Here is a 14566-nt window from a genome sequence, read left to right as displayed (position 1 = left end):
AGCTTAGTTAACGGTAAAGCTGTACTGACCTTTGGTTTTATGACCGTCAACGGAAACCACGTGCCAGCTGACCTGGTATTTCCCCGCAGCCAGTTCACTTTCAATCGGTACGTTAATCTGGGTGTTGTTGCTTGGATCCAGATCCAGCTTGCCGGTTTTAACCACGGCGTTATCTGGGCCGGTCACTTTCACACCGCTGAAGTTAGGCTCAATGCCTTCGGAGAAATTCAGCGTCAGCACTTTTGGCGCAGAGCTGACGGTGGCATCTGCCGCCGGAGTCTGTACTTTCAGGTGGGCATGCGCCAACGCCTGCTGAGAAGACAAGCCGACAAACAGTACAAAAATGGTGGAAAGCAGGCGATAGGATGAACGAATTTTAGCGATCACGGAGGAGTCCTTTATCAATTATGTAGGTGATAAGGGCCAAGACCGGTTACGCGGAGCGATGTTTCCGCAGCCTCAACCCACCACTGTGATTGCGCCACGGGTAAACAGCAGAAGGAGTGGGTAACTCACTGTTATAACTCTCTACCTCCCGGTAGCGTATCGCGTTAAATCATAACGACGGTGAATCGGCAAGTCGAGCACATCACTGATATTTTGCGATCTGGCAGCACGTATCGCTATCACTGACCGATAAACGCAGGGCAAAAAAAACCGCGTACGGGGAAAAGTACGCGGTTTTCAGATTGATGACAAAAGCGGGTTATCAGGCCTGGCCGTTACCGCTTACTGCCTCAGCACCCATTCTCTTCAGATCTTTATCAATGAAGAACAGTGCCTTGCCGCTGCTGCCTACCAGCGCCAACTTGTCCAGCACGGATTTGAACAGCTTCTCTTCTTCGTGCTGTTCGGCAACGTACCATTGCAGGAAGTTGAAGGTTGAGTAGTCTTGTGTGGTCATAGCCACGTGCGCCAGTTCATTGATTTGACGAGTGATCAGTTGCTCATGCTCGTAAGTCTGCTGGAAAACGTCCGCCAGTGATTCAAACTCTACCGGTGGTGCAGAAATGCTGCCGATCAGCGGCAAAGCCCCGGTATCACTGAGGTAGTCGAACAGACGCTGCATGTGCTGCATCTCTTCGCGTGAATGTTCTTTAAGGAATGCGGCGGCACCTTCGAAGCCTTTATCGCTGCACCAGGCGCTCATTTGCAAATACAAATTGGCGGAATAGAATTCCAGATTCAGTTGCTCATTCAGTTTCGTGGTCATTGCTTGCGTTAGCATGAGGATCCCTATTATTTTTGCAGGTCATAAATTTAATTGACCACATTATGCCTTGATTAATACAAAATAAAAACACTTGATTTACATTCATTTATTTAAAAGTTAATTTAGCCATAAATTCAATGCGTTATAAAAAACTCAATTTAACATTAAATTATTATGATAATCATTTTCATCTTTATATTTGCAGGAAGACGAATCATTCTTATTTAACAAAATAAAACAACGTCATTAGGCTTAAACATTATATCACCCTGCTTTTTGTAATGACTCTATACTCAGAGTCTGAAGATGACAGGGATAGGTTGGCTTGAGAAGCTTGCCAAGCGCGGCACGGTAGATTACCTTCTGCGCTGAGTTGCCGTTACACACTAGAAGGAGGATCCCATGGGTTACAATCTGGCAGAACTTTCCAAAGACGAGATGGACAAGGTGAACGTTGATCTGGCCGCGTCTGGAGTGGCATTCAAGGAACGCTACAATATGCCGGTGATCCCTGAGATGGTGGAGCGTGAGCAGCCAAAGCATCTGCAAGACTACTTCCGCGAGCGAGTGATGCACTATCGCGTCGAATCACACAAATTCTCTCGCCTGCCTTACGAACCTAAAATGAAGTAATGACCCCTCACCCTAACCCTCTCCCACAGGGAGAGGGAACCGATCGAGTGTGTTTAAAATTTCTCGCGACTCACCTTGGATCAGGAGGCGATCGATTTTGCTAAAGTTACCGATTTACCTCCAAATGGGGAACCGATCGAGTGTGTTTGAAATTTCTCGCGACTCACCTTGGATGAGGAGATGACCGATTTTGCTAGAGTTACCGATTTACCTCCAAATGGGGGACCGATCGAGTGTGTTTGAAATTTCTCGCGACTCACCTTGGATGAGGAGATGACCGATTTTGCTAGAATTACCGATTTACCTCCAAATGGGGAACCGATCGAGTGTGTTTAAAATTTCTTGCGACTCACCTTGGATCAGGAGGCGATCGATTTTGCTAAAGTTACCGATTTACCTCCAATAACGTCTCCCTCTCCCAGTGGGAAAGGGTTGTGCAAAACGGTCGGTAGCCAGCAGAGGAGGCGACCGATTTTGCTAAAGTTACCAATTTGCCTCCAAATGAGCAGGGACTAACAGCTCCCTCTCCCTGTGGGAGAGGGTTGGGGTGAGGGGCCAGCGAAACGGTCGGTAGCCAGCATCAACTGGTGCAAAATACCCGGTTCATCCGTGGAGTGCCCTGCCCCTTCGACAATATGCAGTTCAGCCTCTGGCCAGGCCTTGGCCAGATCCCAGGCGTTTTGTACCTGACAGGCCATATCGTAACGACCATGGACAATCACCGCCGGAATATGACGGATCAGCGGGACGTTGCTCAACAGCTGGTCATCACTGTCGAGAAAGCCCTGATGGCTAAAGTAGTGGTTCTCAATACGGGCAAAGGCCAGCGCGAAATCATCTTCGCCAAAGGAGGCGGAAGCACCGCTTGGCAACAGCGTTACCGTTTCTCCTTCCCACACGCTCCACAGTTTGGCAGCCTCAAGCTGCACTTGCAGATCCGGTGAAGTCAGACGTTGACGGTAGGCAGTAATCACGTCCTTGCGCTCTTCCTCCGAAAGGATAGACAACACCCGCTCCCATTTATCCGGAAAGAAGCGGGAAGCGCCGTCTTGATAATACCAACTCAGCTCCTGCTTACGCAGCGTGAAGATCCCCCGCAGCACCATCTCGCTGACGCGTTGCGGATGCGTCTGTGCATAGGCCAGCGCCAGCGTGGAACCCCAGGAGCCACCAAAGACCAGCCACTGGTCCACTCCGGCCATGACACGCAGTCTTTCGAGATCGTCGACCAGGTGCCAGGTAGTGTTATTGTCCAGGCTGGCATGTGGTTTGGAACGACCACAGCCGCGTTGATCGAACAGTAAAACCTTATAGCGCTGCGGGTCGAACAGCTGGCGATGATAAGGTGCGCTACCACCGCCAGGCCCGCCGTGGATAAAGACCGCAGGCTTACCGTTTGGATTGCCGCTCAGCTCCCAGTAGATCCGGTGCCCATCTCCAGTATCCAGCCAACCGCTGTCATAGGCGGATAATGGCGGGTACAAACCTCGTAATTGTTCCATGGCGCGTACGTCTCTCTGTGAGTGATACCTTCATCAAAGCCGAAGCCGCTCATCAGGTCAACGGTAAAACGCTAAAACCTCCACCTATACCAACATGTTAGTGCGCGTTTGCTTAAAATGAAGTCGACTTGCTTTTACGCATATGGGGTTCGCGCATTTCTTGTGCGGTTTTGGCTTCAATACTCAGCTCCGCCGTCGGGCGCAATAACAGACGTGGCAGGCCAATAGGCTCACCCGTTTCAAGGCAATAACCGAAATCACCGGTTTCCAGGCGCTGCAGGGCGGCGGCCATCTTGGGTAACAGGCGGGTTTCCCGATCCAATTGGCGGAACAGCAGGCGCAGATCTTCTTCGCGCGCGGCTTTATCCGCTTCGTCACCGCTTATATCGCCGCTGTCGATATCACGTTTCAGCACGTCGATGTGCTGCCAGAGTTTTTGTTGCTCGTCCAATAGGCGTTGGCGGAAAAACGCCCGCTGCTCCGTATTCATGTAATCAGATTCTGGCATCGCCAGCAGTTGTTGCTCGCTTAATAATGTCATGACTGTCATGGCACACTCCGTGTACATAAGTTTGTTACATTATAACATTTTTAACACATAAAGGTTAATAATAAATAATCATTGGATAAACAAGGCGTTGACGTTTCCATACCCTTTGCTGCTTGCATATGATGGCCGCGAGGGAGTTAATGGTCCAGCAAGCCACCCAACCATAGGTTAACCAAGAGGCCATCATGAGTAAGGGAATGGACAGCAAGAAAAATGCGAAGAAGAAGCCGTTGAAAACCCCAGCCGAGAAAAAAGCGGAGAAACGTTCCAAAAAAGGACAGGCGTCTACATCTGGTGAGTAAATCAGTTTCTGACCGTAGTTAAACCCGCCGAGGCGGGTTTTTTGTTGCCTGCGAAAAGACAGGTTGGCATCGCAACCCCATATCGTTAAGCTAGGCAGTAGACTTTAGCTGGGAACATCATGATGTTACGTGTAATCGATACTGAAACCTGTGGGCTAGACGGCGGCGTAGTGGAAGTCGCTTCCGTTGACGTGATCGACGGGCAAATCACTAATCCGATGAGCGACCTGATCAGCCCAGACCGGCCTATCGGCCTGGACGCCATGGCCATTCACCACATCACCGAGCAGATGGTTGAGGGCAAGCCGCGTATCGCCGTCGCCATTGGGCGTTACCAGGGCAGCCAATATTATGTTGCGCACAACGCCGCCTTTGATCGTGCCATGCTGCCGGAAATGAACGGTGCCTGGATTTGTACCCTCAAGCTGGCACGTACGCTGTACCCAGACATTAAATATGGTAATCAATACCTGCGCTATGCGCTGAATCTGGATGTACAACTGCCGCAGGATACCGCGCTTTATCCACACCGCGCACTGTACGACTGCTACGTCACCGCCGCACTGCTGCAACGCATTGTGCAGGACTCCGGTTGGACGCCAGAACAGATGCTGGAAATCACCGAGCAGCCGGTATTGTTGAAAAAATTCAAGTTCGGCAAATATCGTGGGCAATCTATTGAGCAGGTGGCGCTGGACGATCCTGGCTATCTGCGTTGGATGCTGAAATCCATCGACGATCTCAGCCCGGATATGAAACACACGTTGAAATACTATCTGTTGGGTTAATCAGGCGGGCAGTCTCCTGCCCGCGATGATTTATTCCGCCAGCGCCAGAATAAACGCATATTCCAGCGCAATATCTTCGTAAGCCTTAAAGCGCCCAGACTTACCGCCGTGGCCAGCATCCATATCGGTATACAGCAGCAGTTGGCGATCGTCAGTTTTCAACTCACGCAGTTTCGCTACCCACTTGGCAGGCTCCCAGTATTGCACCTGCGAATCATGCAGCCCGGTGGTGACCAGCATATGCGGATAATCCTGCGCTTTCACCTGGTCGTAAGGGCTGTACTGCAAGATGTAATCGTAATACGCCTTGTCGTTTGGGTTGCCCCACTCGTCATATTCACCGGTGGTGAGCGGGATGGACTCATCCAGCATGGTGGTGACCACGTCCACAAACGGTACCTGAGCCACTACGCCATTGAACAGCTCAGGAGCCTGGTTGACTACCGCGCCCATCAGCAAGCCACCGGCACTGCCGCCCATTGCAAACACCCGGTCAGTATCGCCATAGCCCTGCTCTACCAATGCCTTGGTGACGTCGATAAAGTCGTTAAAGGTATTTTGTTTGTTGAACAGCTTGCCGTCTTCATACCAGAGTTGCCCGAGCTCGGCACCGCCGCGAATATGCGCCAGCGCGAAGACAAAACCACGATCCAGCAGGCTGAGGCGGCTGGCACTGAATGCCGGATCCATGCTGCTGCCATAGGAGCCGTAGGCATAGACCATCAGCGGGTTCGCCCCATGTGCGAAACGGTCAGCACGGTAAACCAAAGATACTGGCACCTCGACGCCGTCACGAGCTTTCACCCACACGCGCTCGCTACGATAATCTTCCGCCGTGAAGTTTTTCACTTCCTGCTGCTTGAGCAACTCCCGCTCGCCGCTGTCCAGATTCAACTCATAGAGCGTAGTTGGCGTGGTCATGGAGGAATAGCCGTAACGCAGCAGCTCGGTTTCCGGGTCTGGATTGTAGGCCAGCCAGGTGACATAAGTCGGATCGTCAAAAGCGATGCGCTTGTCTTCACCGCTCTGCCAGTGGATTTGGCGCAGTTGGGTCAGCCCGGCGATGCGCTCCTCCACCACCAGCCAGTCACGGAACAGGTTGAACCCTTCGAGCATGACATCGGTGCGCGGGGCAATCAGTTCCTGCCATTGGCTTTCCTCAGCCTGCTCGCTCTGATACAGGCCAAAGTTCTTGCCGTTTCTGTTAGAACGAATGTAGAAATGCTCACGGTAGTGATCGATGGCATATTCGTGATCTTTACGGCGCGGCGCAAACATCTGCGGCTTACTGTCTGCACTGTTCGCATCCAGCAGCAGGATCTCCGAAGTGGTGGTGCTGCTGAGGTGGATCAGAATAAAGCGCTCGGAGGTGGTTTTTTCCAGGCTGACGTAGAAAGTGTCATCCTGTTCCTCGTAGATCAGCACGTCCTGCTGCGGATCGCTACCCACCACGTGGCGATAGACCTGATACGGCAACAATGTCTTGGCGTGTTTACGCACGTAGTAGACAGTGGCGGAGTCATTCGCCCACTCGAAGTTACCAGAGGTGTTTTCCAGCACCTCATCGGCCCAGCTATCGTCGCCTAGGTCCTTGAAACGGATATCGTATTGGCGGCGTGACAGGAAGTCCTCCGCCACGGCCAGGCGCTGGTTGTCCGGACTGACGTCCAACCCGCCCAGCGTATAGAATTCGTGCCCTTCCGCACGCTGGTTGCCATCGAGCAAGGTATCCCAAAGCTCGGTAGCCGCTGCAGGCTGGCGCACATACAGCGCATATTCATTACCCGGCTCATAGCGGGTCTGATAGCGGAAACCACGCCTGACGTAAGGCACGGAATGTTCCTGCTGTGGGATACGCGCGACCATCTCCTGATAAAGAGTTTCACGCAGCGCCTGTTGCGGCTTTAGCTGAGCGTCGGTGTAGGCATTTTCAGCCCGCAAATACTCCAATACCTGGGGATCGGTACGTTCGTCATCGCGCAGCCAGTAGTAGTCATCCACACGCGTGTCGCCATGGATGGTGATGGGATAAGGACGTTTTTCTGCCTTGGGAGGTGTCATCATTGCTAAATCATCCGCTTACTTTGATTAAGGCAAGAATGACACGAATTTCACAAGGTTAACAAGCCGCGTAAGTAAATGGGCGCAGCAGCGCCCCTACGCAGTGAACCGGTTAGGTTTTGTCAGCATCTCATCGCAATGTGAGATGGCGTACGGCATCAGCGCTTGGTAAACGCGATGACAAACAGCTCATCAAGCCCTGGGTAGATATCCTGGATCACCTGCTTGAGTTCGCTGAGCGTCATATTCTCCTGCTGCGCATGTTCATGCGTTAGCTCATCCAGGCGCACCGGCGTTACCGACTTTACCTCGATATAACAGAAAAATACGCCGTCTTCGTTGCGGCTGACGCGCAGCACCTCGTTCGGCTGGAAGTGAGCTTCGCTAGCATCCCGAATGGTAATGGTTTTGCGCCCGGCCAGAATATCTTGCTCAAAACGGCTGAAGAAGGTTATCTCACGGGACATGCTGGATCCTTGGTTATCATCATGTTGCTGTACCACTGCTTAGGCGGCCTGCTGCTCTTCTGACGCAGCGCCTTCTTCCGGGGCGGCGGCAGGTTTCTCACCTTTGGTTTTGGCTGGTTTTTTGGCGGCTTCTTGCGGGGCACCACCACGCAGGATCTGCGCCAGCACATCTTTGTGTTCCGCCAGGAAGAAGCTCAACCCTTCTCGCTGTTCTTCTTCCAGCGAGACTGGCGCTTGCTGCAACCATTCACCGAGGCTATCGGCCAGATCCAACATTTTGTCGTAGGCATCGGCTTCTTTCTTGTTTGCGAAAGTCATTTTTTCCTCACCGTTTCTCACTACTACATATTTCACTTCAACAGCCATGAGCATCTTCCTCAAAGGTTATGATACTGTATTTTTATACAGTATAGAGTGATTTCGGGCAGGGCTGCAAGCGCCCTGCCGTTTATTATTTCAACAGCCGCACTTTGCAGCTCTTGCCTTTGATCTTACCTTGCTGAAGCTGTTGCAGTGCCTTACGGGCACTGGCCTTACGGATAGCCACATAGGCATGCACCGGGAACATGTCGATCTTGCCGACTTCTGCCGCCGTTAGCCCGGCGTCACCGGTCAACGCCCCAAGAATATCGCCAGGGCGGATTTTTGCCTTGCGGCCACCGTCTATGCAAAGGGTGACCATTTCCGCTTCCAGCGGCGCGTTAGACGCCCCGCTCAGCTCAGACACTGGCGACCATTTTGCGCGCATGGACAGATACTCTTCGAGAGCATGAACACGCACCATTTCCTGCGGCGTACACAGGCTGATTGCCAAGCCACTCAGACCGGCACGGCCAGTACGGCCAATGCGGTGGACGTGAACCTCAGGGTCAAACGACAACTCGTAGTTGACCACCAGCTCCAATTCTTTGATATCCAAGCCACGCGCGGCCACGTCGGTCGCCACCAATACACGGCAACTACGGTTGGCAAAGCGAACCAGCACCTGGTCACGATCGCGTTGTTCAAGATCGCCATGCAGCGCCATGCAGCTGATATCACGGGCTTCCAGCGCTTCATACACGCTCTGGCAATCACGCTTGGTGTTACAGAACACCACGCAGGACGCGGGCTGATAATGGCGGATGGCGCTCACCAGCACCGCAGGGCGTTGATCGCGAGTGGTTTCATAGAAACGTTGTTCGATAGAGGCTTGCTCATCGCCATCTTCAACTTCCACATTCAGTGGCTGGCGTTGCACACGGGCGCTAATACGCTCAATGCCCGCCGGATAGGTGGCAGAAAATAGCAGGGTCTGGCGCTGCGGCGGCGTATAGCTGATCACATCATCGATATCATCGGCAAAGCCCATGTCCAGCATGCGGTCGGCCTCATCCAGCACCAGCACGGTCATCTCGTCCAGCACCAGGGTTTTCTTGCGCAGATGCTCCTGCACACGACCCGGCGTACCCACCACAATGTGCGGCGCATGCACCAGGGAGTCGAGCTGTGGCCCCACCGGCTGGCCACCACACAGGGTCAGTATCTTGATGTTCTGGGTAAAGCGGGCCAGGCGACGCAGCTCTTTGCTCACCTGATCGGCCAGCTCACGCGTCGGGCACAGAATAAGCGCCTGGGTGGCCACTTTGGCAACGTTGATTTTATCCAGCAGGCCGATGCCAAATGCCGCCGTTTTACCGCTACCGGTTTTCGCTTTGGCACGCACGTCCTGCCCGTTCAGGATGGCAGGCAGCGCTGCGGCCTGTACCGGCGTCATTTCGGCATACCCCAGTTCGTTGAGGTTGGCCAACTGTTCAGCTGGCAGCGGCAGGGAAGAAAAAGAAACTGTGCTCACGGCAATAACTCTTATATAGCAAGTGGAAAGGCGGCGCTGCGCTTGGCTGGCACCGGATCAGGCGCAGATGATAACAGAGTTGGTGGGGTTTCCGGATTTCAGCGTTAAAAAAAGCGGTTAATAGGCGCCGCTGGTCGTACGCAATCGTTTTCGTATATACTGCACGCTCAGTGTCAGACCCGTGAATTCATTCAGATCCAGGTATCAGACTATGTTAACTATTGGAACCGCCCTGCGCCCTGCCGCCACTCGCGTTATGCTGCTCGGCTCAGGCGAGCTGGGCAAAGAAGTGGCCATCGAATGCCAGCGTTTAGGCTTGGAAGTGATTGCCGTCGACCGTTACGCCGATGCCCCGGCCATGCATGTGGCACACCGCAGCCACGTCATCAACATGCTGGATGGCGCGGCGCTAAAAGCGTTGATCGAACAGGAACGCCCCGATTTTATCGTGCCGGAGATAGAGGCTATCGCCACCAGCATGCTGGTTGAGTTGGAGCAACAGGGCCATAACGTCGTCCCCTGCGCCGAAGCCACACGTCTGACCATGAACCGTGAAGGTATTCGCCGTCTGGCCGCTGAAACGCTGGAGCTGCCAACCTCCAGCTACCGCTTTGCCGATAACGAGCAAAGCTTCCGCCAAGCGGTGGCCGAAATTGGTTACCCTTGTATCGTCAAGCCAGTGATGAGCTCATCCGGTAAAGGGCAAAGCCTGATCCGTGAAGAGCAGCAACTGGGCGCAGCCTGGGATTACGCACAGCTTGGTGGGCGCGCTGGCGGAGGCCGGGTCATTGTTGAAGGGCTGGTCAAATTTGATTTCGAGATCACCCTGCTGACCATCAACGCCGTCGATGGCGTACATTTCTGTGAGCCGATCGGCCACCGCCAGGAAGATGGTGATTACCGCGAGTCCTGGCAGCCGCAGCGGATGTCAGAGCTGGCATTAAGCCGTGCTCAGGCAATTGCCGCCAAAGTGGTTAACGCACTGGGTGGATTTGGCCTGTTCGGCGTGGAGCTGTTCGTCTGCGGTGATGAGGTGATTTTCAGCGAGGTCTCTCCACGCCCGCACGACACCGGCATGGTTACGCTGATTTCGCAGGATCTGTCCGAGTTTGCGCTGCACGTGCGTGCTTTCCTTGGGCTGCCGATTAACGCGATACGCCAGTTCGGGCCCGCCGCCTCTGCGGTGATCCTGCCGGAGCTAAGCAGCGACAACGTGCGCTTCAGCGGGTTGGAGACGGCACTAAGTGGTTATAATCAGGTGCGGTTATTCGGTAAACCGAACATCGAGGGCAAACGCCGGATGGGTGTTGCACTGGCCGTTGCGCCAGAAGTAGAGCAAGCGGTAGAGCTGGCCAAACAGGCCGCTGCCGCGGTGACGGTGCAGGGGTAAACCGGTTGGGGGTTCGGGACGCCGACCCCCGCTAACGTCAGTAGTTTTCGTCGTCTTCGCTATCTTCGTCCAGATACTCGGTCGGTTCTTCCTGCTGCTGTTCTTCTTCTTCATCGTCGAACATTACGCTAACCTGATCGCCCTGATGTTTTTCGCGGATTTCTTGCGCCACAGTCGCGATGGCCTCTCCGCTGCTCATGCCCTGCCCCATCAGCAGATGGATACGTTCAGCAGCTTCCTGCTGTTCTTGGTGACTCAGTGACGGCATACCTGCAAGCATGTATTTCTCCCCGGTAAAATAGGTGTGAATTATACGCGCTAACGACGAAGATCCCTACACCTGTTATTCGCTGGCCCGCAAGGGGGTCGCGTTATCAATGCGCCACTGTTTTAAGCGATGCAGCCACAGCATCACATGCCAGGTCTGCTTGATACCTCGCATATTGTCGATCATCATCCGCTGAATGCCGCGCCGGTAGAAATCTTCAGCAATCTGTTGTTGCGCCTGCAATTCGGGCTCACGGCGAATACTATGGCAAATCCCCAGCGCTTCACGCGCGATTTGCCAGTGGAAGGCCGCACAAATCGGGATCTTGCTGCTGTAACGCTGATTCAGCGCCACCAGCATCTCGACGATTTTCATATAGTGGCGCTGATACTCGACGTTCGCCTGCCCGGTACGCCGACGGTTGCTGATCGAGCGGTCATGTACCCGTTGGCGATATAGCGGTTTGCTCAGGTATTTCACTCGTTGAGCATTGAACATTACCTCGGTGGTCCACGGGATATCCTGGTGGTGTAAACCAGGTTCGAAATAAAGTTGGTGCTGCTTGATAAAATCCAGGCGATACACGGCTAACCACACCACATGAATAAAGCGTCTTGATTTCAACGCCATTTCCAACCACTGCGCGCCAGAAATAACCACCGTATCTTTCAAGCGCGAAACAGGAATAATGAGTTGCAAATCACCATTGCTTGCAAAATAGCGTTCGCCGTTACATTGCATCACGTCTAATTGATGTTCTTCGGCTAATGCAAGCAGCGTTGAATACATTTTTGGATCCAATAAATCATCGGCATCGGGGAAGGCGACATATTTGCCACGGGCCACGGCCAGCCCGGCATTACGGGCATTGGAAACCCCTGAATTGGGCTGATCGATGACCTTGATATGCGGATGCTGCGCGGCGTAGCGGTGCGCGATTTCTCCAGAGCCGTCGGTGGAACCATCGTTAATGATGATCACCTCCAACTGCTGTTCATGTTGCGCCAGCAATGAATTCAAGAAAGGAATAAATAGCTCCCCTACATTATGCAAAGGAACAATAACGCTTAATTTTAATGACATTGCTGCCTCACCTGCAGAATGATTTTCGGGTGAAAAAGATAATTTTGAATTTATTTTTGCTTATTAGAACATCCATCGCGGAAATTTATTCCGGTGAATATAGGCGGGATTTTTACATGTAATAATATGGCAGACGTGGCAAAAAATGCTTCATTTACGCATGGTTTACTTTTCATGCGGCTAATCTGTAAGCAGCACCCTATGGCGTAATGTGGCAGAATGGTTGCCAACACCGCTGTTTACGTGAGTCAGGTTGATTGATCCTATGAATGTCTCCGCCCCAAACCTTAAATCGTTACCCTATACGCGCGAAGCCGTATTAACGCTGTTCGCTCCATTGGCACAACGGCCTTGGGCTATGCTGCTGCATTCAGGCTTTGCCGAGCACCCGCATAACCGGTTTGACATTCTGGTGGCAGAACCACGCACCACGCTGACGACTTGCGGTGCCAGCACCGAGATCCAGCAGGGAGAGACTCGCAGTCACTCACCGGAGGATCCCTTTGTGCTGTTGCAGCAACAGCTAGATGCTCTCAACCTGCATCCGCCACTGAACGGCGAACTGCCCTTTCAAGGGGGAGCGCTGGGGCTATTTGGCTACGATTTGGGGCGACGCATCGAAGCGTTGCCACAGTTGGCGCAGGCCGATATCAAGCTGCCGGATATGGCGGTGGGTATTTATGACTGGGCACTGATCGCCGATCATCATCAGCAAAAACTGACCCTGCTCAGCTATGGGGATGAAGAACAGCGCTGGCAATGGCTTAACCAACAGCATGTGGTGCCGCAGCCCCCCTTCACCCTGACCGGCAACTGGCAGGCCAACATGACGCGCCAACAATATGGCGAAAAATTCCGGCGGATCCAGAGCTATCTGCGCAGTGGCGATTGCTATCAGATCAATTTGGCTCAGCGTTTTTCCGCCCCTTATCAAGGGGACGAATGGCAGGCATTCCAGCAGCTAAGCGCCAGCAACCGTGCGCCGTTCTCCGCTTTCCTGCGCCTGCCCGCCAACGCGGTGTTAAGCGTTTCACCAGAACGTTTCCTGTGGTTGGCCGATCGGCAGATCCAGACCAGGCCCATCAAAGGCACACTACCCCGCCTTGCCGATGCCGCGCTGGATGCAGAACAGGCGCAAAAGTTGGCCAACTCACCCAAGGACCGGGCCGAAAATCTGATGATTGTCGATCTGCTGCGTAATGACATTGGCCGTGTGGCAGAGCCTGGCAGCGTCAAGGTGCCGGAACTGTTCGTGGTTGAGCCGTTCCCGGCGGTACATCATCTGGTCAGTACCATTACGGCCACCCTGCCCGCTAACCGCTCGGCTAGCGAGCTGTTGCGCGCCTGTTTTCCCGGCGGATCGATTACTGGCGCGCCCAAAGTGCGGGCAATGGAAATCATCGAAGAACTGGAGCCGCAGCGTCGTAATGCCTATTGTGGCAGCATTGGCTATCTCAGCGTTTGCGGTACCATGGACACCAATATCACCATCCGCACCCTGATTGCCGAAAACGGGCGCATCAGCTGTTCTGCCGGAGGTGGCATCGTTGCAGATAGTCAGGAACAGGCGGAGTATCAGGAAACCTTTGATAAGGTAGGCCGTATCTTGCCACAGCTGGGGGAGTTTACCGTTTCGTGAGCCATCAGGACTATCCGGCCTCATTGGCCGATTTTATCAGCCGCTTTCAGCTGCAACAGCCGCAGGCGATGCAGATCTCCCACAACTCGCGCCCAGCCGCCGTGCTGATCCCGATCGTTTGTCGGCCAGAACCGACCCTGTTGCTCACCCGCCGCGCCGATTCACTGCGTAAACACGCGGGCCAAGTGGCCTTCCCCGGCGGTAAAACCGATGCTGAAGACGGTTCTCCCATCATTACCGCACTGCGTGAAGCGCAGGAAGAAGTAGCGATCCCGCCGCAGCGGGTGCACATCCTCGGCCAGTTGGCCCCGCTCGACAGCAGCACCGGTTTTCAGGTGACGCCGGTGGTGGGCCTGATCCCGGCAGATGTGGCGTTTCATGCCAACGAAGATGAGGTCGCCGAGGTGTTCGAAATCCCGCTGCAAGAAGCGCTGCGGCTCTCACGCTATTATCCGCTGGACATTCATCGTGGTGGCCACGCACATCGAGTCTATCTTTCCTGGTATCAGAGCCAATTCGTCTGGGGTCTGACGGCCGCAATTATTCGCCGCCTGGCACAGCAAGTCAGCATTTGAATCTGGCATTTTTTGAGACATACGTCACGTTAAAGCCGGGATTACCTGTCGTTTTGAGTATAAAGCGATCGCTATCACTCCAGCAGTCTGTTTTATCAACTACCGTTACCGCTATCGATGTTTTAAAAAAACTGTAAACTCTCTCTTCAACCTTACGAAATACCTGTAAAATAGCCACGACCGGAATAAACCACTAATATTATAAGGATTACCCCGGTAGCGTTTTAAGGCGTTAACAGCAATACCAAGGATTACTTTATT

15 protein-coding genes are annotated in these 14566 nt (G+C 53.4%); 5 read left to right on the top strand and 10 right to left on the bottom strand.

Features of this window, described 5'->3' with window-relative positions; genetic code table 11:
• Nucleotides 1–3: 3 nt before the first annotated feature.
• Entirely contained in the window at nt 4–387 is a 384-nt protein-coding gene (yobA, locus tag AC6HVW_RS04990; RefSeq protein ID WP_024485865.1) for a CopC domain-containing protein YobA, read from the bottom strand.
• A gap of 322 nt (nt 388–709) precedes the next feature.
• On the bottom strand, nt 710–1228 hold the full coding sequence (gene ftnA / locus AC6HVW_RS04985; protein WP_024485864.1) for a non-heme ferritin: 519 nt from the start codon (nt 1226–1228) through the stop codon (nt 710–712).
• Between the two features lie 387 nt (nt 1229–1615).
• Between ftnA and AC6HVW_RS04980 the strand changes: the two genes are divergently transcribed.
• The gene (locus AC6HVW_RS04980; protein WP_021181054.1) at nt 1616–1846 is read left to right on the top strand and encodes a DNA polymerase III subunit theta; all 231 of its coding nucleotides are present in this window, start codon (nt 1616–1618) and stop codon (nt 1844–1846) included.
• Nucleotides 1847–2358: 512 nt separating this feature from the next.
• Here AC6HVW_RS04980 and pip read toward each other — a convergent pair.
• Together pip and AC6HVW_RS04970 are read right to left on the bottom strand one after the other, a co-directional pair.
• Complete coding sequence (gene pip, locus AC6HVW_RS04975; RefSeq protein ID WP_071682956.1) at nt 2359–3348, bottom strand: prolyl aminopeptidase; 990 nt, start codon at nt 3346–3348, stop codon at nt 2359–2361.
• Between the two features lie 112 nt (nt 3349–3460).
• Nucleotides 3461–3898, bottom strand: coding sequence for a TraR/DksA C4-type zinc finger protein (locus tag AC6HVW_RS04970; RefSeq protein ID WP_021806760.1), 438 nt, complete (start codon nt 3896–3898; stop codon nt 3461–3463).
• Nucleotides 3899–4319: 421 nt separating this feature from the next.
• On the opposite strand from AC6HVW_RS04970, the gene exoX reads away from it, so the two are divergent.
• Nucleotides 4320–4988, top strand: a complete 669-nt coding sequence (gene exoX, locus AC6HVW_RS04965) for an exodeoxyribonuclease X (protein WP_021806761.1) — start codon at nt 4320–4322, stop codon at nt 4986–4988.
• Nucleotides 4989–5018: 30 nt separating this feature from the next.
• Here exoX and AC6HVW_RS04960 read toward each other — a convergent pair whose 3' ends face one another.
• From AC6HVW_RS04960 to dbpA, 4 genes are all read right to left on the bottom strand, one after another.
• Nucleotides 5019–7052, bottom strand: coding sequence for a S9 family peptidase (locus AC6HVW_RS04960; protein WP_071682957.1), 2034 nt, complete (start codon nt 7050–7052; stop codon nt 5019–5021).
• A 155-nt stretch (nt 7053–7207) separates the two neighbouring features.
• Nucleotides 7208–7516: a N(4)-acetylcytidine aminohydrolase gene (gene yqfB / locus AC6HVW_RS04955; protein WP_024530217.1), complete on the bottom strand. Its 309-nt coding sequence runs from the start codon at nt 7514–7516 to the stop codon at nt 7208–7210.
• Between the two features lie 39 nt (nt 7517–7555).
• The gene (locus AC6HVW_RS04950; RefSeq protein WP_021181047.1) at nt 7556–7882 is read right to left on the bottom strand and encodes a YebG family protein; all 327 of its coding nucleotides are present in this window, start codon (nt 7880–7882) and stop codon (nt 7556–7558) included.
• Between the two features lie 85 nt (nt 7883–7967).
• Nucleotides 7968–9350 carry an ATP-dependent RNA helicase DbpA gene (dbpA, locus tag AC6HVW_RS04945; protein WP_021806764.1) on the bottom strand — a complete coding sequence of 461 codons (1383 nt, stop codon included), beginning with the start codon at nt 9348–9350 and terminating at the stop codon, nt 7968–7970.
• A 211-nt stretch (nt 9351–9561) separates the two neighbouring features.
• On the opposite strand from dbpA, the gene purT reads away from it, so the two are divergent.
• On the top strand, nt 9562–10740 hold the full coding sequence (gene purT / locus AC6HVW_RS04940; protein WP_121607113.1) for a formate-dependent phosphoribosylglycinamide formyltransferase: 1179 nt from the start codon (nt 9562–9564) through the stop codon (nt 10738–10740).
• Between the two features lie 37 nt (nt 10741–10777).
• Here the strand turns inward: purT and AC6HVW_RS04935 are convergent, their stop codons facing one another.
• Both AC6HVW_RS04935 and AC6HVW_RS04930 read right to left on the bottom strand, forming a co-directional pair.
• Complete coding sequence (locus AC6HVW_RS04935) at nt 10778–11020, bottom strand: YoaH family protein (protein WP_021806766.1); 243 nt, start codon at nt 11018–11020, stop codon at nt 10778–10780.
• A 63-nt stretch (nt 11021–11083) separates the two neighbouring features.
• Nucleotides 11084–12091, bottom strand: a complete 1008-nt coding sequence (locus AC6HVW_RS04930) for a glycosyltransferase (protein WP_071682959.1) — start codon at nt 12089–12091, stop codon at nt 11084–11086.
• A 265-nt stretch (nt 12092–12356) separates the two neighbouring features.
• Here AC6HVW_RS04930 and pabB point away from each other — a divergent pair, with 265 nt between their 5' ends.
• Nucleotides 12357–13730, top strand: a complete 1374-nt coding sequence (gene pabB / locus AC6HVW_RS04925) for an aminodeoxychorismate synthase component 1 (RefSeq protein WP_071682960.1) — start codon at nt 12357–12359, stop codon at nt 13728–13730.
• Complete coding sequence (locus tag AC6HVW_RS04920) at nt 13727–14305, top strand: CoA pyrophosphatase (protein WP_059201062.1); 579 nt, start codon at nt 13727–13729, stop codon at nt 14303–14305. The genes pabB and AC6HVW_RS04920 overlap by 4 nt, the downstream gene beginning before the upstream one ends.
• Nucleotides 14306–14566: the final 261 nt, after the last annotated feature.

This window comes from Serratia sp. NCCP-200 (genome assembly GCF_059697885.1).
Note: the sequence above shows the minus strand (reverse complement) of the source record. Positions and strands in the feature narration are given on the sequence as shown.

Coding starts and splice junctions, on each gene's coding strand:
- ftnA (WP_024485864.1), bottom strand. CDS start 1,228: ATGCTAACGCAAGCAATGACCACGAAACTGAATGAGCAACTGAATCTG.
- AC6HVW_RS04980 (WP_021181054.1), top strand. CDS start 1,616: ATGGGTTACAATCTGGCAGAACTTTCCAAAGACGAGATGGACAAGGTG.
- pip (WP_071682956.1), bottom strand. CDS start 3,348: ATGGAACAATTACGAGGTTTGTACCCGCCATTATCCGCCTATGACAGC.
- AC6HVW_RS04970 (WP_021806760.1), bottom strand. CDS start 3,898: ATGACAGTCATGACATTATTAAGCGAGCAACAACTGCTGGCGATGCCA.
- exoX (WP_021806761.1), top strand. CDS start 4,320: ATGATGTTACGTGTAATCGATACTGAAACCTGTGGGCTAGACGGCGGC.
- AC6HVW_RS04960 (WP_071682957.1), bottom strand. CDS start 7,052: ATGATGACACCTCCCAAGGCAGAAAAACGTCCTTATCCCATCACCATC.
- yqfB (WP_024530217.1), bottom strand. CDS start 7,516: ATGTCCCGTGAGATAACCTTCTTCAGCCGTTTTGAGCAAGATATTCTG.
- AC6HVW_RS04950 (WP_021181047.1), bottom strand. CDS start 7,882: ATGGCTGTTGAAGTGAAATATGTAGTAGTGAGAAACGGTGAGGAAAAA.
- purT (WP_121607113.1), top strand. CDS start 9,562: ATGTTAACTATTGGAACCGCCCTGCGCCCTGCCGCCACTCGCGTTATG.
- AC6HVW_RS04935 (WP_021806766.1), bottom strand. CDS start 11,020: ATGCTTGCAGGTATGCCGTCACTGAGTCACCAAGAACAGCAGGAAGCT.
- AC6HVW_RS04930 (WP_071682959.1), bottom strand. CDS start 12,091: ATGTCATTAAAATTAAGCGTTATTGTTCCTTTGCATAATGTAGGGGAG.
- pabB (WP_071682960.1), top strand. CDS start 12,357: ATGAATGTCTCCGCCCCAAACCTTAAATCGTTACCCTATACGCGCGAA.